This is a genomic window from Ensifer soli, assembly GCF_041928815.1.
GTDB lineage: Bacteria > Pseudomonadota > Alphaproteobacteria > Rhizobiales > Rhizobiaceae > JBHFEI01.
Genome location: NZ_JBHFEI010000004.1, coordinates 206,083 through 223,109, shown reverse-complemented (window position 1 = coordinate 223,109; position 17,027 = coordinate 206,083). Strand labels below are relative to the sequence as shown.

General features: G+C 66.3%; 18 protein-coding genes and 1 tRNA gene. 11 read left to right on the top strand and 8 right to left on the bottom strand.

The window, feature by feature from the left end:
• Positions 1 to 267: 267 nt before the first annotated feature.
• Positions 268 to 2,337, top strand: coding sequence for a transglycosylase SLT domain-containing protein (locus ACEVQ6_RS08170; RefSeq protein ID WP_374888443.1), 2,070 nt, complete (start codon positions 268 to 270; stop codon positions 2,335 to 2,337).
• 16 nt (positions 2,338 to 2,353) lie between these two features.
• The gene (locus ACEVQ6_RS08165) at positions 2,354 to 3,250 is read left to right on the top strand and encodes an alpha/beta fold hydrolase (RefSeq protein WP_374888442.1); all 897 of its coding nucleotides are present in this window, start codon (positions 2,354 to 2,356) and stop codon (positions 3,248 to 3,250) included.
• A 384-nt stretch (positions 3,251 to 3,634) separates the two neighbouring features.
• Here ACEVQ6_RS08165 and ACEVQ6_RS08160 read toward each other — a convergent pair whose 3' ends face one another.
• Complete coding sequence (locus ACEVQ6_RS08160; RefSeq protein WP_374888441.1) at positions 3,635 to 4,609, bottom strand: porin; 975 nt, start codon at positions 4,607 to 4,609, stop codon at positions 3,635 to 3,637.
• Positions 4,610 to 5,125: 516 nt separating this feature from the next.
• On the opposite strand from ACEVQ6_RS08160, the gene ACEVQ6_RS08155 reads away from it, so the two are divergent.
• Complete coding sequence (locus ACEVQ6_RS08155) at positions 5,126 to 5,464, top strand: hypothetical protein (protein WP_374888440.1); 339 nt, start codon at positions 5,126 to 5,128, stop codon at positions 5,462 to 5,464.
• A gap of 142 nt (positions 5,465 to 5,606) precedes the next feature.
• Here the strand turns inward: ACEVQ6_RS08155 and ACEVQ6_RS08150 are convergent, their stop codons facing one another.
• From ACEVQ6_RS08150 to ACEVQ6_RS08125, 6 genes are all read right to left on the bottom strand, one after another.
• Complete coding sequence (locus tag ACEVQ6_RS08150) at positions 5,607 to 6,335, bottom strand: esterase family protein (RefSeq protein WP_374888439.1); 729 nt, start codon at positions 6,333 to 6,335, stop codon at positions 5,607 to 5,609.
• Positions 6,332 to 7,291 carry an acetylxylan esterase gene (locus ACEVQ6_RS08145; RefSeq protein ID WP_374888438.1) on the bottom strand — a complete coding sequence of 320 codons (960 nt, stop codon included), beginning with the start codon at positions 7,289 to 7,291 and terminating at the stop codon, positions 6,332 to 6,334. The genes ACEVQ6_RS08150 and ACEVQ6_RS08145 overlap by 4 nt, the downstream gene beginning before the upstream one ends.
• A gap of 153 nt (positions 7,292 to 7,444) precedes the next feature.
• Positions 7,445 to 7,738, bottom strand: coding sequence for a hypothetical protein (locus tag ACEVQ6_RS08140; protein ID WP_374888437.1), 294 nt, complete (start codon positions 7,736 to 7,738; stop codon positions 7,445 to 7,447).
• A gap of 103 nt (positions 7,739 to 7,841) precedes the next feature.
• A complete protein-coding gene (locus ACEVQ6_RS08135) occupies positions 7,842 to 7,973 on the bottom strand; it encodes a hypothetical protein (RefSeq protein ID WP_374888436.1) in 132 nt (43 codons plus the stop codon).
• Positions 7,974 to 8,270: 297 nt separating this feature from the next.
• Positions 8,271 to 8,361, bottom strand: a tRNA-Ser gene (locus tag ACEVQ6_RS08130).
• Between the two features lie 153 nt (positions 8,362 to 8,514).
• Complete coding sequence (locus tag ACEVQ6_RS08125; protein WP_374888435.1) at positions 8,515 to 10,734, bottom strand: caspase family protein; 2,220 nt, start codon at positions 10,732 to 10,734, stop codon at positions 8,515 to 8,517.
• Positions 10,735 to 10,986: 252 nt separating this feature from the next.
• Between ACEVQ6_RS08125 and ACEVQ6_RS08120 the strand changes: the two genes are divergently transcribed.
• The 4 genes from ACEVQ6_RS08120 to ACEVQ6_RS08105 all read left to right on the top strand — a co-directional run bounded on the left by ACEVQ6_RS08120 (position 10,987) and on the right by ACEVQ6_RS08105 (position 13,735).
• On the top strand, positions 10,987 to 11,343 hold the full coding sequence (locus ACEVQ6_RS08120; RefSeq protein ID WP_374888434.1) for a PilZ domain-containing protein: 357 nt from the start codon (positions 10,987 to 10,989) through the stop codon (positions 11,341 to 11,343).
• Between the two features lie 183 nt (positions 11,344 to 11,526).
• A complete protein-coding gene (locus ACEVQ6_RS08115; protein ID WP_374888433.1) occupies positions 11,527 to 11,940 on the top strand; it encodes a DUF2177 family protein in 414 nt (137 codons plus the stop codon).
• Between the two features lie 157 nt (positions 11,941 to 12,097).
• On the top strand, positions 12,098 to 12,487 hold the full coding sequence (locus ACEVQ6_RS08110; protein WP_374888432.1) for a PilZ domain-containing protein: 390 nt from the start codon (positions 12,098 to 12,100) through the stop codon (positions 12,485 to 12,487).
• Between the two features lie 126 nt (positions 12,488 to 12,613).
• On the top strand, positions 12,614 to 13,735 hold the full coding sequence (locus tag ACEVQ6_RS08105; RefSeq protein WP_374888431.1) for a pyridoxal phosphate-dependent aminotransferase: 1,122 nt from the start codon (positions 12,614 to 12,616) through the stop codon (positions 13,733 to 13,735).
• A gap of 131 nt (positions 13,736 to 13,866) precedes the next feature.
• On the opposite strand, the gene ACEVQ6_RS08100 is transcribed toward ACEVQ6_RS08105, so the two are convergent.
• Complete coding sequence (locus ACEVQ6_RS08100) at positions 13,867 to 14,133, bottom strand: SEL1-like repeat protein (RefSeq protein ID WP_374888430.1); 267 nt, start codon at positions 14,131 to 14,133, stop codon at positions 13,867 to 13,869.
• A gap of 472 nt (positions 14,134 to 14,605) precedes the next feature.
• On the opposite strand from ACEVQ6_RS08100, the gene ACEVQ6_RS08095 reads away from it, so the two are divergent.
• The 4 genes from ACEVQ6_RS08095 (at position 14,606) to ACEVQ6_RS08080 (ending at position 16,943) form a co-directional block, all read left to right on the top strand.
• Complete coding sequence (locus tag ACEVQ6_RS08095) at positions 14,606 to 14,782, top strand: hypothetical protein (RefSeq protein WP_374888429.1); 177 nt, start codon at positions 14,606 to 14,608, stop codon at positions 14,780 to 14,782.
• 28 nt (positions 14,783 to 14,810) lie between these two features.
• The gene (locus tag ACEVQ6_RS08090; RefSeq protein WP_374888594.1) at positions 14,811 to 14,987 is read left to right on the top strand and encodes a hypothetical protein; all 177 of its coding nucleotides are present in this window, start codon (positions 14,811 to 14,813) and stop codon (positions 14,985 to 14,987) included.
• A gap of 78 nt (positions 14,988 to 15,065) precedes the next feature.
• Positions 15,066 to 15,386, top strand: coding sequence for a YnfA family protein (locus ACEVQ6_RS08085; RefSeq protein ID WP_374888428.1), 321 nt, complete (start codon positions 15,066 to 15,068; stop codon positions 15,384 to 15,386).
• A gap of 54 nt (positions 15,387 to 15,440) precedes the next feature.
• Positions 15,441 to 16,943, top strand: coding sequence for an AMP nucleosidase (locus ACEVQ6_RS08080; RefSeq protein WP_374888427.1), 1,503 nt, complete (start codon positions 15,441 to 15,443; stop codon positions 16,941 to 16,943).
• Positions 16,944 to 17,027 lie beyond the last annotated feature (84 nt).

The window sequence follows — 17,027 nt, the reverse complement described above, 5'->3', positions numbered from 1 at the left end:
ATGTGTCCCGATGGCGGCAAGCGCCCTCTGTGACCATTTGACGACAGGGCGGCATGGCGGAGAGAACAGGCAATCTTGCCTCCAAGGGCCGGATAACGACCGTATTTGAACCGACGGCTTAACGTTTCGTTAGGATAAGCATCCTCAAATGGGTTTTGACCGTATGACATCCCGAAACCGCCGGCCGGGCGTCGCCCCGGCCTGTGCAGAGGGTGTTCGGGCGCGGCGGGCCAAGGCCCGCGGAGCGCCAAAGGCGCGAGGTTCTTCATGCGCGTGAAGCTCTGGTCGGGGATCGCCGCCGCCATGCTGGGGATCGGCGCCGTCATCGTGACGAGCGGCTCGGTCGGCAACGCCGTACCGGTGCCGACGTTCAAGCCCGAAACGCGTGCGATCGCGATGAACGGCGCCTCGGGCGAGGTGACCGGCTCCATCCTGCGCGCGAGTTCACCGATCGCCGATATCAGCCTGCTGAAGCAAGGGCTCGACGCGTTGTCCAACCGGCAGGCGGAGGCGGCGATCGCCGCGCGCGACCGCATGCCGCGCAATGCCGCCGACCGGCTGGTGCTCACCTGGGCCATCGCCGTTTCCGGCCAGCGGGGCGTTCCCTCCTTCGAGATCGCTGAGGCGCAAAAGCTGCTGAAGGGCTGGCCGGGGCTCGAGGCGTTGCGCGGCCATTCCGAGCGCGCGCTGCTGCGCGAAAACCCCTCCCCCGCCGAGGTAATCGCCGCGTTCGGCAAGACCCGGCCGGAGACGGCGGATGGCGCCATCGTCCTGGCGCGGGCCCTGAGCGCCGCCGGACGCATCGACGACGCGAAGACGCTGCTCGGCCACGTCTGGCGCGAGGACGTGCTCGACGTTGCGACGGAAACCCGGATCATGACCGAGTTCCCGACGCTCCTCACCGTCGGCGACCATGCGCGGCGGATGAAAATGCTGCTCTATCGCAGCCGGATCGAACAGGCCGCCCGCTTTTCCGAGCGCGGCGACGCGCAGTCGCTGTTCCGCGCCTGGGCGGCGATGATCCGTGGCGCGAAGACCGCGCCGGCGCTGATCGCGGCGGTCGACCGCTCCTGGTACAACGATCCCGCCTATCGGTTCATCCGTATCGAGCAGTTGCGCAAGCAGGAGCGCTATGAGGAGGCGGCGGCCCTGCTCGCCGGCGTGCCGAAGGACAAGGCCGCACTGATCGATCCCGGCGAGTGGTGGGTCGAGCAGCGGGTCGTCAGCCGCGGCCTCGCCGATCGAGGCGACTATGCGGCCGCCTATCGCATCGCCGCCGCCCATGTCGCGGCCGATCCGACGGACATGATCGACGCGGAATTCCACGCGGGCTGGTATGCGTTGCGCGGCCTCGGCGAGCCAGCGACCGCCGCCCGGCATTTCCAGCGGCTGCTCGATGTCTCCGCCCGGCCGGTCTCGGCATCGCGGGCGCTCTACTGGCTCGGCCGTTCGGCGGAAGCGGGCGGCCCCGGCACGGCGTCGGCGTTATTTACCAGGGCGGCTGCCTTCCCCGGCACCTTTTACGGCCAGCTTGCCGCGGCAAAGCTCGGGCGGACCGCGCTCAACGTCGCCTATCCGGCCCCGTCCGAGGAGGACCGCCGGCGGTTTTCAAGCCGACAGGCGGTGCAGGCGATCGCCCGGCTCGACGCGGCCGGGCATGGCTGGCGGGGCGATGCGCTCTACCGCGCGCTCGCGGGCGAACTGACGAGCCCCGGCGAACTGGCGCTGTTGTCGGCCGAGGCGGAGCGCAAGCGCAGCCACGCGCTGTCGCTGCAGATAGGCAAGATCGCCTTCGGCCGCGGCATCGACGTCGCGGCGCTCGCCTTCCCGCTCGGCGTCATTCCGGGCGAGGCCGATATCGGCGGCTCGGGCAAGGCGCTCGCCTATGCCATCGCCCGGCAGGAAAGCGCCTTCAACCCCGCCGCCGTCTCGCCGGCGGATGCGCGCGGACTGCTGCAGATCCTGCCCGGCACGGCGAAGGGCGTCGCCAGCCGTTACGGCCTCGCCTATTCGAAGGAACGGCTGACCAGCGATGCCGCCTACAATGCGACGCTCGGCGCCCATTATCTCGGCGAGCAGATCGACAGTTTCGGCGGGTCCTACATCCTGACCTTCATCGCCTACAATGCCGGCCCACGCCGCGTGCCGCAGTGGATCGCCCGTTACGGCGACCCGCGCGGCAAGCCGATCGACGAGGTGGTCGACTGGATCGAACGCATTCCCTTCGCCGAAACGCGCAACTACGTGCAGAGGGTGATGGAGAACTACCAGGTCTACAAGAGCCGCCTCGGCCAGCCGGCCGACATCGTCGAGGACCTGCGGCGCGGCCGGACCTGAAGCCTGAAGGATCGACATGCCGCCTGAGAACGCCTTCATCGAGCATGTTTTCGCCGCCGACGACGGGCTTATGCTTTACGCGCGCGACTATCGCCCGGATGTCCCGAACCCGGAAGCCGCGACGATCGTCTGCCTACCGGGACTGACGCGCAACAGCGGCGATTTTCATGCCCTGGCGGTTCTCCTGTCAAAGGACCGCGCCACGCCGCGTCGTATCGTGACACTGGACGCGCGCGGACGCGGGCGCTCGGCGCGGGACCCGGCCGGCACCAGCTACACGCTCCCCGTCGAGGCCGCCGACGTCGGCACCCTGCTCCGCCATCTCGCTTTGCCGCCGGCCGTGTTCATCGGCACCTCGCGCGGCGGCCTCGTGCTGCATCTGCTGGCGGCGAGCGATCCGACGCGTCTTCGCGGCGTCGTCCTCAACGATATCGGTCCGGTCATCGAGCGGCAGGGGCTGATGAACATTGCCGCTTATCTTCACGCCGCGCGCCCCTATCCGTCGCTGAACGATGCGGCTGCGGCGCTCCGCGCCGTCCATGGCGCCCGCTTTCCTGCCCTGGATGACGAGGACTGGAACGACATGGCGCAGGCGATCCATGTCGAGGAGGATGGCCGCTTCGTCGCCGCCTACGATCCGGCAATCCGGGCGCCGCTCGCGAGCCTGACGCCGGAGACCCCGTTACCGGACCTCTGGCCGCTGTTCGCCGGCTTTGCCGGCATGCCGCTGATGGTCATCCGGGGCGAGCACTCCGATCTTCTCTCTGAAGAAACCGTAGCGGCCATGCAGGCGCGCCATGGGGACTGCACCGCGGTGACGGCCGCCGGACAGGGCCATGCGCCCCTGCTGCACAGGCCGGACTGCCTCGCGGCGATCCGCGACTTTGTCGAACGCGTGGAACGGCGACGCTGAGGGAACATCGCTGGAAAAGGGCTACGCCTGCCCACCGCCCGCCGCGCTGAGGCGGCGTGTCGGAGAAACCCCTTCATCGAAGAATCGCCTGTGCGCTTGTCTTGGCCGCGGCAGGACGCGCGCGGAGGCCGGCGTCCGCTTCCGGAGCTGACTGTGCCGGTGAACACGGTTGCAAAGTCAACGCCCGGCGTCTCCTCCCCGGCGGCAAGGCAGCGGCGACAGTCGCCTGCGGACCAAGCCCGGAATGAAACCGTCCTTGTCGCGTTTTTGGCGCCGTAGAGGCTTCGTCGCCGCTGACGGGCATCCGGATGCGACGTCTTGAACAGCAAAAGGCCCGGCGTTGATACGCCGGGCCTCTTTCGACTGACCGGAGGTCAGACGATATTAGAAGTCGCGCTGCAGGCGGAGGAAGCCGGTCGTGAAGTCGTCTGCACGGTCGATGTCCGTGTAGTTGACGGTCGCGAGAGCCGACAGGCCTTCCGTGATCTGGTAACCAACGGTCAGACCAACCTTCCAGGCGTCGACGTTGTTTACGAAGGCGACGTCGCCGAAGTACTGGGCGGCCGGGGTGATCGTGAACTTGTCGAACTTGGCTTCGTAAGCGGCAGCAACGGTCCACTCGGCGGTCGAGTAGTAGTCCGAAGCGCCGGTTGCGTAGATGGCAGCGAGCTGGAAGGTGCCCGGGCCGACGCCAGCGGAGAGCAGGGCGCGGAAGGCAGCTTCTTCAGCGTCGAAGCTGTACGAAGCGAGACCGTCGATCGATACGGCGCCGAAGGTGCCGGTTACGATACCCGATACGCCGACGTTGTCCTTCGCGCCGCCCGTGCCGAATTCGCCGTCGAGTTCTTCAACAGCAACGCCGGCCTGGAATGCGCCGCCGTCGTAGACGTAGCGAGCAGCGTTGAACAGGTTGGAGCCGAGCTCGTCGGTCTCGCCGACAATGCCCTTATCCCACCAGTTGTAGAAGTAACCGACGCGCAGGCCGCCGAGTTCGATGTAAGCTTCGTCAACGAAAGCATCGCGGGCCGTGTCGGCCTGGAGGGCGATGAAGCCGGTCAGCGTGCCGTATTCGGTGTCGCTCTTGGCGTCGAACGTCAGGTAACCGCGGGTGTAGGCCTGCAGGTCGCTGTTGCCGATGAGACCGCGCTCATCGTAGTTCAGCTGCGTACGGACGTAGCCGCCGACCTTGAGGCAGGTTTCGGTGCCGGGGATGTAGAAGTAGCCCGTGCCGAAGGCGTCGCAGACGCGAACGTATTCCATGGGCTCCGGCTCGGCGGCGACGATGGCGTCGGCAGCCTGGGCGCCGGAGAAAGCTGCGAGGGCTGCAGCGGAGCCGAGAAGAAGGCTCTTGATGTTCATTTCTGACCTCCAGTCAAAAGTTTCAAACGGGTCTGGGTTATTTTGCTGAAGGACAGCGTTCCCTGCCCCATACCCAAGTTCTGAAGAAGTCGGACGATCAACCGCCCTTGCTTCCGGAGTTGAAAATACAAGACCGGCCGGTTCACGCAATCACCAACTTGCGAGTCCGCCCTCGCGCCACCCGCCTTCTCCACCCCCTGTTGCTGAAACGACACAAAAATGGCGAAGGGGAGGCAATTCGTTAACAACCGGTTAATAAAATTCTTTCAACTCACACACTTAGCATCGTCTTCGAACAGCCTAATGTGGTCGGATCGTGGCTTTTCCGCCCGGTTTCACGCCCCTTGCGCCGGCTTCGGACAGGCCGGAGCACCGGCTTCGCCGTCGCGATTTTCCAGACGTGCGCCCGCTTAATCCCGAATCGGCAGGGCCGGCACGCCTCTCGGGTCGAAGCGATTCCCGCGTCTGGCGGCAGGGGGCACACGGCTGTTCCTGCCATCTGAGAGGGATTCTGCAGTGCAGGCAAAATTCATGATGGCGATGTCGACCGCCGCGGCGATGTCGGACTGGACGTCTGAAATGAACATCGAGAGCCTTCGTCCCGGCTCCGCCGCAGCCTTCGCATCTTTCGCCGGCGGCGCGGGCCGGTTCTCCATCGCCGGTATCGAAACCTGCCTCAAGGTCGGCGGCCACGGCCGTACGCTGCTGAACGTCGGCGAAAGCCACCGCCGCGTCCGCACAGGATGCCCGTTCGCGCGCCGACCTGACCCTCGGCACCAGGAGCGACACCAAGCGCGGCACGCAGATCGGCTCCATCGCCATCCCGGCCGATACCGAAGACAGCGCCGCCGCTGACAACGGTTACATCGAGTTCGGGGAGCCTGCGCGTCGGTTATGTCTAGAAGTGGCGGGACAAGGGCCTCGCCGGCGAGACCGACGCGCAACGACCGTTGCGACGCAGCATGGACCGTGACACCCGGCGCCTTGCCGATCCCCGTCAGACGTAAAGCGGCGCCATCTGCCGCCAGTAGCGGCTCTTGTGCGCCCTGCCCTCCCAGATGTGCAGCGAATAGGGGATCGCCTTTTCGCGCAGGAGCCGGCCGAGATGCAGATTGTTGTCGAGGAAGGGATCCTCGGATCCGATGACGAGGACGATCTCCATGCGGCGCAGATGGTCGAGGTAGAAGCCGCCGTCGAGGCCCGGCAGGAAATGGGTCGGCGTGTTGAAATAGACGTCGTCGTCATAGTGGCCGGCGAGCAGGTCGTCGAAGAATTCGACCTTCAGCGTCAGGTCGTAGCGGCCGGAAAAGGCCACCAGCTTGCGGAACCGGTGCGGGTGGCGGAAGGCGAGATTGAGGGCCTGGAAGGCGCCGAGACTGCAGCCATGGGCAATCGTGCAGTCGTGCGGATTGCGCTCGGCCATCATCGGCATCACCTCGTTGAGGATATAGGCCTCGAAGGCCTGATAGCGGCGGATGCGCTCGACCGGTGGCCGCGACGCCGCGTAGAAGGTCTCCTCCGCCAGTCCGTCGACGCAGACGAGCTGGATCAGGCCGGCCTCGATCTTTCCGGCAAGGCTCGCCAGCATGCCGCGCTCCTCATATTCCCAGAACCGTCCGTCGCGTGTCGGGAAGACGAGCACCTTCGCGCCGGCATGGCCGAAGATCAGCAGTTCCATGTCCCTGCCGAGCGAAGGACTGTGCCAGCGGCGATACTCACGCTTCATGATGCCCCGAAAAAGTCCTCCAGCCGCGCCCGCAGGAGCCCGGCCTGCCCCCCCTTGCCAGGATAATCGAAATGCCCGGCATCCAGTATGAAGATTTCCTTACGCCCGGAGAGGGCGTTGTAGACCGAAAACTGGCAGGGCGGTGCGACCGCCGGATCGAAGAGGGCCGCGGCCACCAGCGTCGGGACGCGGATATAGGCGGCGGCGCTTGCCGAATCGTAATAGCGCATCGTCGACAGCGCATTGCCATGGCGCCGGTTGTAGGCCTGGACGGACGCGGCGCTGCCGATGCTCGGCAGGGAGAGCCAGAGCGGCTGGTTGCCGAAGGTCGGCACCTCGAAATGGGCGCGGTCGAACCGGTCGTCGAAGGCGACCGCGAGCGCTCCGATGCCGCCGCCGAAGCTGATGCCGGAATAGCCGATGCGGCCGGACAACCAGGGATAGAGCATGACGAGCGCGGAGGCGGCAAGCCAGATGTCCTCGACGCAGCCGCCGATCACGTAGTCGTCGCGCTTGTCGATGTCGTGCAGCACATGCCAGGCCGGATTGGTCGAGATCGGCGGCCGGGCGCTGCGCGACAGGCCGCGGCAGCACGGGAAGATCAGGGCCGTTCCCGTCACGGGCACGTCGAAATCCGGGGCGTCGCGTCCGCCGTAGCCATGGGCGACGACGAGCCCCCGCCTCACCGGCCCGGAACGCGGCAGGAGCAGCCAGCCATGGATCGGAAATTCGCCCGTCGAGCGATAGGAGATCTCCATCACGTCCCAGTCCGGATGGGCCATCGGACTGGCGCGCAATTGCGGACGCGGATCGGTCTGGCGCGCGCGCTGACAGCGTTTTTGCCAGAAGGCGGTGAAATCCTCCGGCGCCTCGGGCAGCGGCACGGCCAGCAGACGGTCCGCATCCATGCCGTGGGCGGGATCGAAGGAATAGGAATGATGGAACGACATGCCCATGCGCCCTGCACTTATGATCGAGGCACGGGCGGGGGACAGAGAAGCAGGCGGATGAAGCGGTTCATCGCCCGACAATATCGCCGGGCGAAGGAAGGTCAAGGAAAAGGGCGAGGATGGAACACGCGCCGCAAGGCGACGCGGCCCCGCGCCGGATCAGGCGGGCGCGCCGCTTGTGGCGACCTGCCACTGGCGGTCGTAGGGACGCGGCCCGGCCGGTTCCACCGCGAGGATGCGCTGCGGGCGATCGGCGGCCTCCGCCTCGATCGTCTCGGCGATCAGCGCCATGCCCTCGGGGCTTTTCAACGTCGCCTCGGTCGCGCCATAGCCCTCGCGCACGATCGCGCCGATCAGGTTGCGGAGCGAAAAACGGCCCGGTCCGGAAAAGTCCTGGCCGAGCGCCCTGCGCACCGCCTGGCGAATGATGTCCTTGTCGTCCTCTGTCAGCATGTGTCGTTCCTCCCAGAGCAGAGCGTGGCACGATGGCGGCGCAAGTCAAGCCTTCAGAACGCCCCGGCGTCACGACGGAAGCGAACGGGCCGCGGGGAAGCGATCAGTTGAGCGGCACGCCGACCGCAGGCGGCCCGGGATTGTTTTCCACCGCATACCGCTTGTTCTCGACGCTGCCGCATCCGGCAAGAGCAGCGGCGAGAAGGGCGAGCGTGGCGAGCGTTGATGTCCGCATGGATCCGTGTTCCTGTTGCTGTCATGCAGGAACTATCGCGGCCCGGGTGGAAGTCGAGGGGACGAGGCGCAGGCGACTGAAATTCGCTCCGGCAAGGCGAAGACATTTGACGGGACGGGGGAAGATAAATGACCTGCCTCCGGACCCTCGCCGGCACGAGACCACGCCTTCTTCCGGCGACGACGGCGGAGCGCTCCACCACAGTTGAACTCATCGCAAGAAGTGAGCGACGTGACCTGTAGGAACGCCGCGTTTGCGAAGTCGTTGCGCGAAGCGAGAATGACAGAAGCGAAAAAATGGCGGAGAAGATGGGATTCGAACCCACGATACCCTTTTGAGGTATACTCCCTTAGCAGGGGAGCGCCTTCGACCACTCGGCCACCTCTCCGTCGCGGCTCTGATACGGTCAATCACAATACCGATCAAGCCTTTTGTATCGCGGGGTCGAAAATTCAGGCGGGATCGCCGATGTCCGGGCCGCCGCGCTCGGCCAGTCGCTGCTGGTTGACGACGCGCCGGCCGGCGCGACTTTTCAAAGAGGCTACCGCAACTGCAGGCTGGTGTAGATCGGGTTCGCCAGCGCGTCGAAGGCCTTCTGAGTCGAGGCGCCGAAGTCGCCGTCGACGGGACCGTCATAAAGGCCGCGCTCCTTCAGGAGGCTTTGCATCGCCCGGCGGAAATCCGGGGTGAAATTGTCGGGCTGGGTTTTCAACTCCTGCAGCTTCGCCGGATCGCCGCCCTCGATGCTCGCCGCCGCCCAGCGCGCCGCTTCCCTCGCGTCCACCGGCACGCCGAGGCCGTAATCGTAGAGCCGGCTCAGATTGCCCATGGCATAGGCGCTGCCGGCATTGGCTGCCTGCTCGTACCATTTGCGCGCCTCTGAATAATCCTGCGGCACGCCGTTGCCAGCATCGTAGAACCAGCCGAGCAGGGCCATCGAATAGGCATCGCCGGCATTGGCGCCTTTCTCGTACCAGATCTTCGCCTCCTCGTAACTCTGCGGCGTGCCGAGCCCGTGCTGGTAGGCCCAGCCGAGCGACGACATCGCGTTGGTGTCGCCCGCCTCCGCCGCCTTGCGATACCACGCAAGCGACTGCACCTGGTCCTTGGCTACCCCCAGTCCCTCGCGGAAAAACCAGCCCATCGTCGCCATCGCATTGGCATTGCCCTGCTCGGCGGCCGCCCGGTACCAGCGCGCCGCCTCCGCATGGTCCTGCGGGATACCGCCATAGCCCTCGCGGTAAAGCCAGCCGAGCGAGGCCTGCCCGAAGGCGTTGCCGGCCTGCGCCGCCTGCTCGAACATGGCGCGCCCCGCCTCGACATCGACCGGCCCGTCCGTTCCGTAGACGGCATACCAGCCGAGATTGGTCAACGCGTAGAGATTGCCGCCATCGGCGGCCTTCCGGTAGGTCAGCCGCGCCTCGGCATGGTTGCGGGCCGCGTCCTGGGCGCGGCCGAGCAGGTTGACGAGCATCATGTCGTCGGGATTTTCGTTGACCGCCTGCGCGCAGGCGGTCAGGGCGCGGGCGGCATCGATCTTGAGGAAGTTGACGCCGGCAAAACCCGGCATCGATTGCGGCTCCCCGGCAAGTAGATAGCAGTCCCGCGACGCCTGGGTGCTGATCGCCTCGCCGGACGCGCCCCGTTTCGGCTCCAGCGCGGCGATCTGCGTCTCCGCCTCGCCGCGGTGGCGGCTGTCGGGATAGCGCTCGACGAAACGGGTCAGCGCCGCCGCGTCGGTCGATTGCCTCAGCGCATCCCAGGCGATCTCGTCCGGCGCGGACTGGGTCGTCGCCGCCTCGGTGAGCAGCTTCAGCTTCTTTTCCGCCAGCATTTTGTAGACCGGATCCTTCCCGTGCTTGGACAGGAACGCCTCGATCAGGTCCGTGTCGGCGAGGTCGCGGATGTTCTGCCAGTCGGCGGCCGCCTCGGACTGGGTGTTCGGCGAAGCGTTCTCGCCGGTCGTCACGCTGATGTTGACCTCCTCGATGTTGAGGAAGATCTGCGCGCCGCCGAGCGAGCCGTAGACGAAGGGCTCCTGCTCGCGGTTGGTCAGCGACACGACCTCGTCGCGCACCTTGCCGAGCGCGATGCGGACATCGACGCCGGGCTCCGTCAGATATTTCGAAAGCGCCGTGGCGAAAGGGCTGTTCCTGCCCTCGCCGTCGAGCGCGACCGTTCCGGCCTTCGACGCGAAGGCGACGAGCAGGTCCGCCGCCTCCGGCTCGACGCGGGCGAGGCCGCGCGAGACCGCCCGCGTCGAGATCGAGCGCGTCATGCTCTGCTCGAAGGGATTGTTGCGGCAGGCGTCGAGGATGACCAGCTTCAGCCGGGTGGCCCCGGCGAGCGAGCGCTCGACGCGGCCAAGCGGGATCGCCTCGTCCTCGACGTCCTTGTCCGATTTCAGCGCGACGTCGACGGGAAGCAGGAAATTCTGGCCGCCCATCTCCATGCCGTGGCCGGAATAATAGATGATCGCCACCTCCGCGCCGCTCGCGACATCCTCGAAGTCGCGCAGCGTCTTGACCATGTCCTGCCGCGAAAGGTCGTGGACCGTCGTCACCGTATCGAAGCCGGCGTTTTCGAAGGACTGCTTCATCAGCTCGACATCGTTGGCGGGATTGTTGAGCCGCGAGGTCGCCTCGTAGGCCGCGTTGCCGATCAGCAGCGCCACGCGCCGCGCGGCCTGAGCGGCATCGGGTCCGGACAGGGTCAGGACGACCGCCAAGATCGCGAGCGGCACCGCACGCAGAAACGACATCCCGATCATCCGCACTCCCTCCGCTTGCCGCCGGTCCGGCCGCCGCCGGACAGAAGAGACACCCCGCCCGATGCGGCGGTGTCGCGACTATCACGTATGGCGCCCGCCGTTTCAATGACGGCGCCGACCGATTTTCCCGGCGGGTGGCTCATTTTATGACGCATCGGTAAAATGCGAAAGATCGCGGTCAGCCGATCGAAAGACGTCCGTGGGACGATGGCCCCAGGGAGCAGGACGCGAGCGGGCCGAGAGATGACGCACCAGATCCACATCGCCGACGCCGGCCCGCAGGCCGCGACCGGGCATTACGAGCATTTCAACATCGAGCGCCCCTGTCGCCTGATGATCATCGGCGACCATCTGAAGGTGAAGCGCCGCTACAACGGCCTCCTGCGGCAGATCTCTATGGGCGGCGCGCTGGTCGATGCAAGCCCCGCCCTGCCCCTCCCCCGGCAGTTTTTCCTCGAAATCGACGGTCTCGACCTCGAGATCGGCTGCTCCACGGTCTATCGCAAGGGCAGCCAGCTCGGCGTGCGCTTCAATGTGCCGCTGCAACAGGACACGCTGCGCCGGCTGATCCGGCTGAACTTCAAGAGCGGCAGGCTGTAACGGTTGCAGCCCGAGGACCGCCGTTTCGGCGCCGGGCGCTCCGGTCAGCGCCGCGGCGGGGAGAATGAAGCCGTCTGCCCCGGACCTTGCCCACATCCTCATCCGGTACGTTTTTGTGCGGCGGGGTGCGATCCGGCCGCGGCGGGCCTACGTACTGCCTCGAAGAAACCGAGGTATCCGATCATGAAGACATTGCTGATTGCCTATGCCGGCACCTTCCTGTCCCTGCTCGCGGTGGATGCCGTCTGGCTCGGCCTCGTCGCGCGGACCTTCTACCGCGACCAGCTCGGTGCGCTGATGCTGCCGTCGCCGAACTTCACCATCGCCGCGATCTTCTACCTGTTCTTCGCCGTCGCGATCGTCGTCCTCGCCGTCCTGCCCGGCGTCAGGGGCGGGTCGATCATGACGGCGATCGGTTTCGGCGCCATCCTCGGCCTTGCCGCCTACGGCACCTACGACATCACCAATCTCGCCACGCTCAAGGGCTGGCCGGTCACCGTCACCGTCGTCGACATGGCCTGGGGAACCTTCGTCACCGCGCTCGCGGCGGGCTGCGGCTTTCTCGCCGTGCGTCTTTTCGGCACGTCGGCCGTGTAGATCGGCGGGGACTGCATCCGCAAGAAGGGTGGATCGGTGGCATTTGAGCGAATTCGTTCAACCGATCGCAATCTCCCTCAAGGAGAGTGGAAGGAGACAAAAGGCGGAAGAAGACGAACGGACGCGCCGAGAAGGAGGTCACATGCAAGAGCAAACGATGTATTCATTCGTCCGCTCCGAACTCTACGAGTCGAAGTTCGAACGCTACCAGATCGCCCAGCAGGCGACCCTGATGGCGATCCGGCCGGCACTCGGCGGCGTCACCATCCGCACCGTGCAGATGATCGACATCTCCCGCGGCGGAGCGAGCTTCGAGGTGAGCAGCACCTTCGGACTGCCGAAACATTACTACCTCAACATCCTCGGCAGCGGACGCCGCCTCGGCTGCGCCGAGGTCAGCCGGGTCGGCAACCGCATCCACGCCCAGTTCATCCGCAAGCTCGACGACGCCTTCCTGCACAAGATCGTCCGCTACGAATTCTTCACCGGCGGCAACATCAAGGATCCGCCGAAGAAGGACCAGCTCATGCAGACCGCCCGGCCCTGACGCGCGGCCGGCACGGCGCGGCGAACGCCCGCGGGCGACGCGTCATCGCAAAACGGATGCATGCGGCGGCCGGAGATGGTCTATTGTCGCGCGAATCGCGATCAACCCTTTCCGGCCCCTGTCCCCATGACCGAATTCAGCCGCTTCACGCCGCTCCTGCGCTCCCTTCCCGCAACCATCCCCTTCGTCGGTCCCGAGGCGATCGAGCGCCAGCGCGGCCGCCCCGTTCTGGCGCGCATCGGCGCCAATGAAAGCGGCTTCGGTCCGGCCCCTTCCGTGCTCGCGGCGATGCGGGCGGCGGCCGAGACGACGTGGAAATACAGCGACCCGGAAAACGACGGGCTGAAGCAGGCGATCGCCGCCCATCTCGGCGTCGGCGCAAGGACGATCGCGGTCGGGGAAGGCATCGACGGGCTGCTCGGCGAGATCGTCCGCATGGTGGTGGAGCCGGGCACGCCCGTGGTCACCTCGTTCGGCGGCTACCCGACCTTCAACTACCATGTCGCAGGCTTCGGCGGCCGGCTCGTGACCGTTCCCTACGACGCCGACAACCGCGAGGATCTGTCCGGGCTGCTCGACGCCGTGAAGCGGGAGGACGCGCCGCTCGTCTACCTCGCCAATCCCGACAATCCGATGGGAAGCTGGCACCCGGCGGAGGCGATCGCAGCTTTCGCCCGCGCCCTGCCTGAGACGACGCTTCTGATCCTCGACGAGGCCTATGGCGAGACGGCGCCGGCGGACGCGATCCCGCCGATCGGCGCGTTCGGCGACATGCCGAACGTCGTGCGCTTCCGCACCTTCTCGAAGGCCTACGGCCTTGCCGGCGCCCGCATTGCCTATGGGATCGCCACGCCCGGGACCGCCGCCGCCTTCGACCGCATCCGCAATCACTTCGGCATGAACCGCGTCGGCGTCGCCGCCGCGATCGCGGCTCTCGCCGACCAGGCCTATCTGCACGAGGTGGTCGCGAAGATCGCGGCGTCGCGGGCCCGGATCGCCGAGGTCGCGACGTTGAACGGCCTCCGGCCGCTCGCATCGGCGACGAACTTCGTCGCCATCGACTGCGGCCGCGACCAGACCTATGCGCGGGCGATCGTCGACCGGCTTATGGCCGACCACGGCGTGTTCATCCGCATGCCGGGGGTCGCGCCGCTCAACCGCTGCATCCGCGTCAGCACCGGGCCGTCGGAGGAGATGGACCGTTTCGCGGATGCGCTGCCGGACGTTCTGCGCGCGCTCGGGGATTGACGTCGCGCGCGTCAGGGACGGGCGTCGAAAGCGCGTCGCGACCTTTCGGCTCCGCTCATGCGCTCTCGACACCTCGTCTGGGCAGGCCTCTTCGCAGAACCGCCGCGCATTCCTGCGGGACGGGCTGTCGATTAGTGCATCGTCATCCATTCGCGGGCGGCGCGAAGTGCGCTCGCGAGATCGGTCTTGCTCATCGTCGCCGCGAGTTCGGCGCGCAGCGCCGCGGCGCGGTCCGAGCCCTTGATCGCGGCGATGTTCAGCCATTTGTGCGCGGCGACGAGATCGACGTCGCAACCGCGGCCGGTCGCATACATGAGCCCCATCTCGCAGAGGGTCTCGGCGCGGTTCTCCGCGCCCGTCGAGGTTTCGGAGCCGTTCGGAATGTCAAAGCGTGCCATGGTCTTGTCCCTGTCCGTTGTCGCTTGTTCTACTCTGTCCCTGTTTTTCCACCTCCCGCCGACGCGCCGTCTTTGCGGTCGTTCGTCGTGCCGGAGGCCTGTCGGCGAAGTGTTTCGTCTCCGCTCGTCTTGTGGCTTCGAGTATGCACCGGGGCCTTCAATGGCCGCTTAAAATGCATGATTAATGGCGGACGAAGAAACCGCAAACAGTTGGTAAAAAAGGATTTTCGTTAAGCATCGAAAGCCCTGCAAAAGGCCGGTCCCGCTCCTTTCGATCGGAAGAACACGACCGTCGGGCGCAATCCTTTTCTAACCATGCCGGACGATCCCGAAGGACGGAACGATGCCTGCCGATGCGAGGCCCTGCATCGAAGATGAACGGGAGATGAACCGCGACCTCAGCACCAGTTCAGTGAGCACATGCGAAAACGCCATCATTCCTTGAACCCGCACCAACTGACGGATGAAGACCATGGACATTCTCGCACGGCGCCTCACGATCATCTCGCTGATGATGGTCCTCTTCGCCCTCGCGCTCGCGGCCGCCGTCAGCGCCGACACGCAGCGGCGCAGCGAGGCCCGCATCGGCGCCCTCGCCGACTGCACGGTGAAGACCGCGCAGTTCTGCGGCGGCAGGACAAAGCTCTGATCCCTCGACACGAAGGAGACCCCCGACGATGATCGCCACCCTTCTCCAGTCTGCCGGACTTTTCGCCCGCGTGCTGGCGGTTGGCGCAATGCTGGCAGCCCCTGCCGGCCTCATCGCCTATTCCAAGGTTGCCGACCTCGGCATCTCGAAGACCGGCGCGGGCCTCGTCCTGTTCGTGACCCTCCAGCGCCAGGCCATGAGCTGACACGCCGGACGGCGCATTGCGGCGGCGGGCAGGCTTTCCTATCATGTTGCATCGCAACATCAGGAACTGCCGCCGCCCGTGACCGCCCTTCCCGTCTATATCCTCGCCGCCCTTGCCGAAATCGCCGGCTGCTTCGCCTTCTGGGCCTGGCTGAAACTGGACAAGCCGGTCTACTGGCTGGTGCCGGGCCTTGCCGCCCTCGGGCTCTTCGCCTGGCTGCTGACGCTGATCGACACGCCGGCCGCGGGGCGCGCCTATGCCGCCTATGGCGGCGTCTATGTCGCCGCTTCGCTCGCCTGGCTGTGGCTGATCGAGGGCGTGCGCCCCGATCGCTTCGACCTTGCCGGTGCCGGCCTCGCGCTTGCCGGCTGCGCCGTCATTCTCGCGGCGCCGCGCTGACCTTGTGCCGATCTTGTCGTTTGCTTGTAAAAGGCGTCCCCCTATAATGGCGGCATGAGCCATCGAATCCACGCCGCCGCCCCCCTCCCCATCTCCATGCCCGACGCCTTCGAGCCGGTGCAGTTCGACGACCCGATCAAGGCGGTCGACTGCCTGGAGGCGCTCTACGCGCGCAACACGGCCTTCCTCTGCCATGCCTTCGAAACGCTCGGACGCGGCGGCCAAGCGCTGAGCCGCTACCGCGCCTGCTATCCGCAGGTCAGCATCGAGACCGGCAGCTTCGGCCACATCGATTCCCGCCTGTCCTACGGCCATGTCAGCTCGCCCGGCGTCTATACGACGACGATCACGCGGCCGACCCTCTTTCGCCACTACCTGAAGGAACAGCTCGGCCTGCTGATGCGCAATCACGGGCTGACGGTGACGATCTCCGAATCGGCGACGCCGATCCCGCTGCATTTCGCCTTCGGCGAGGGCACCCATGTCGAGGCGTCCGCGGCCGAAAACAGCGACATTCCGCTGCGCGACCTCTTTGACGCTCCCGACCTGACGACAACCGACGACGAGATCGCCAACGGCGCCTACGAGCCCGGCCCCGGCGAGCCCTCGCCGCTCGCGCCCTTCACCGCGCAGCGCATCGACTATTCGCTGGCGCGCCTCAGCCACTACACGGCGACCAGCGCCAGCCACTTCCAGAATTTCGTCCTCTTCACCAACTACCAGTTCTACATCGACGAGTTCTGCGCCTGGGCGCGCGCCGAGATGGCGGCCGGCGGCAACGGCTATACCGCCTTCGTCGAGCCCGGCAACATCGTCACGCTGCCGGGCAGCGACCGGCCGGAGTCCGACCTGACCATCGCCCGCCTGCCGCAGATGCCGGCCTACCACATGAAGCGCAAGGGCCATGGCGGGCTCACCATCGTCAATATCGGCGTCGGCCCCTCCAATGCCAAGACGATCACCGACCATATCGCCGTACTGCGTCCGCATGCCTGGCTGATGCTCGGCCATTGCGCGGGCCTGCGCAACAGCCAGCGCCTCGGCGATTATGTGCTCGCCCATGCCTATGTGCGCGAGGACCACGTGCTCGACGACGACCTGCCGGTCTGGATCCCGATCCCGGCGCTTGCCGAGGTGCAGGTGGCGCTGCAGGATGCCGTCGCCGAGATCACCGGCTACGAGGGCTACGACCTGAAACGGATCATGCGCACCGGCACCGTCGCCACCATCGACAACCGCAACTGGGAACTGCGCGACCAGCGCGGGCCGGTCAAGCGCCTGTCGCAGTCGCGCGCGATCGCGCTCGACATGGAATCGGCGACGATCGCCGCCAACGGCTTCCGCTTCCGCGTGCCCTACGGCACGCTGCTCTGCGTCTCCGACAAGCCGCTTCACGGTGAACTCAAGCTGCCGGGCATGGCGACGGCCTTTTACAAGACGCAGGTGAGCCAGCACCTGAAGATCGGCATCCTCGCATTGCAGAAACTCGCGGCGATGCCGCCTGAGAAGCTGCATTCGCGCAAGCTGCGCAGCTTCTACGAGACGGCGTTCCAGTAAGAGTGAACCGTTAACCGGGCGCCCGAGAATAGACTCGCGCCGACCGGCGACCTAAGACAGGCCAGCTCCGCCAGGCGCTCTGCG

Excerpts from the sequence above, each read along its gene's own strand:
- ACEVQ6_RS08160 (WP_374888441.1), bottom strand. The coding sequence starts at position 4,609 with ATGAACATCAAGAGCCTTCTTCTCGGCTCCGCTGCAGCCCTCGCAGCT.
- ACEVQ6_RS08170 (WP_374888443.1), top strand. The coding sequence starts at position 268 with ATGCGCGTGAAGCTCTGGTCGGGGATCGCCGCCGCCATGCTGGGGATC.
- ACEVQ6_RS08105 (WP_374888431.1), top strand. The coding sequence starts at position 12,614 with ATGACCGAATTCAGCCGCTTCACGCCGCTCCTGCGCTCCCTTCCCGCA.
- ACEVQ6_RS08095 (WP_374888429.1), top strand. The coding sequence starts at position 14,606 with ATGGACATTCTCGCACGGCGCCTCACGATCATCTCGCTGATGATGGTC.
- ACEVQ6_RS08135 (WP_374888436.1), bottom strand. The coding sequence starts at position 7,973 with ATGCGGACATCAACGCTCGCCACGCTCGCCCTTCTCGCCGCTGCTCTT.
- ACEVQ6_RS08115 (WP_374888433.1), top strand. The coding sequence starts at position 11,527 with ATGAAGACATTGCTGATTGCCTATGCCGGCACCTTCCTGTCCCTGCTC.
- ACEVQ6_RS08090 (WP_374888594.1), top strand. The coding sequence starts at position 14,811 with ATGATCGCCACCCTTCTCCAGTCTGCCGGACTTTTCGCCCGCGTGCTG.
- ACEVQ6_RS08140 (WP_374888437.1), bottom strand. The coding sequence starts at position 7,738 with ATGCTGACAGAGGACGACAAGGACATCATTCGCCAGGCGGTGCGCAGG.
- ACEVQ6_RS08145 (WP_374888438.1), bottom strand. The coding sequence starts at position 7,291 with ATGGGCATGTCGTTCCATCATTCCTATTCCTTCGATCCCGCCCACGGC.
- ACEVQ6_RS08080 (WP_374888427.1), top strand. The coding sequence starts at position 15,441 with ATGAGCCATCGAATCCACGCCGCCGCCCCCCTCCCCATCTCCATGCCC.
- ACEVQ6_RS08125 (WP_374888435.1), bottom strand. The coding sequence starts at position 10,734 with ATGTCGTTTCTGCGTGCGGTGCCGCTCGCGATCTTGGCGGTCGTCCTG.
- ACEVQ6_RS08100 (WP_374888430.1), bottom strand. The coding sequence starts at position 14,133 with ATGGCACGCTTTGACATTCCGAACGGCTCCGAAACCTCGACGGGCGCG.
- ACEVQ6_RS08120 (WP_374888434.1), top strand. The coding sequence starts at position 10,987 with ATGACGCACCAGATCCACATCGCCGACGCCGGCCCGCAGGCCGCGACC.
- ACEVQ6_RS08165 (WP_374888442.1), top strand. The coding sequence starts at position 2,354 with ATGCCGCCTGAGAACGCCTTCATCGAGCATGTTTTCGCCGCCGACGAC.
- ACEVQ6_RS08150 (WP_374888439.1), bottom strand. The coding sequence starts at position 6,335 with ATGAAGCGTGAGTATCGCCGCTGGCACAGTCCTTCGCTCGGCAGGGAC.
- ACEVQ6_RS08110 (WP_374888432.1), top strand. The coding sequence starts at position 12,098 with ATGTATTCATTCGTCCGCTCCGAACTCTACGAGTCGAAGTTCGAACGC.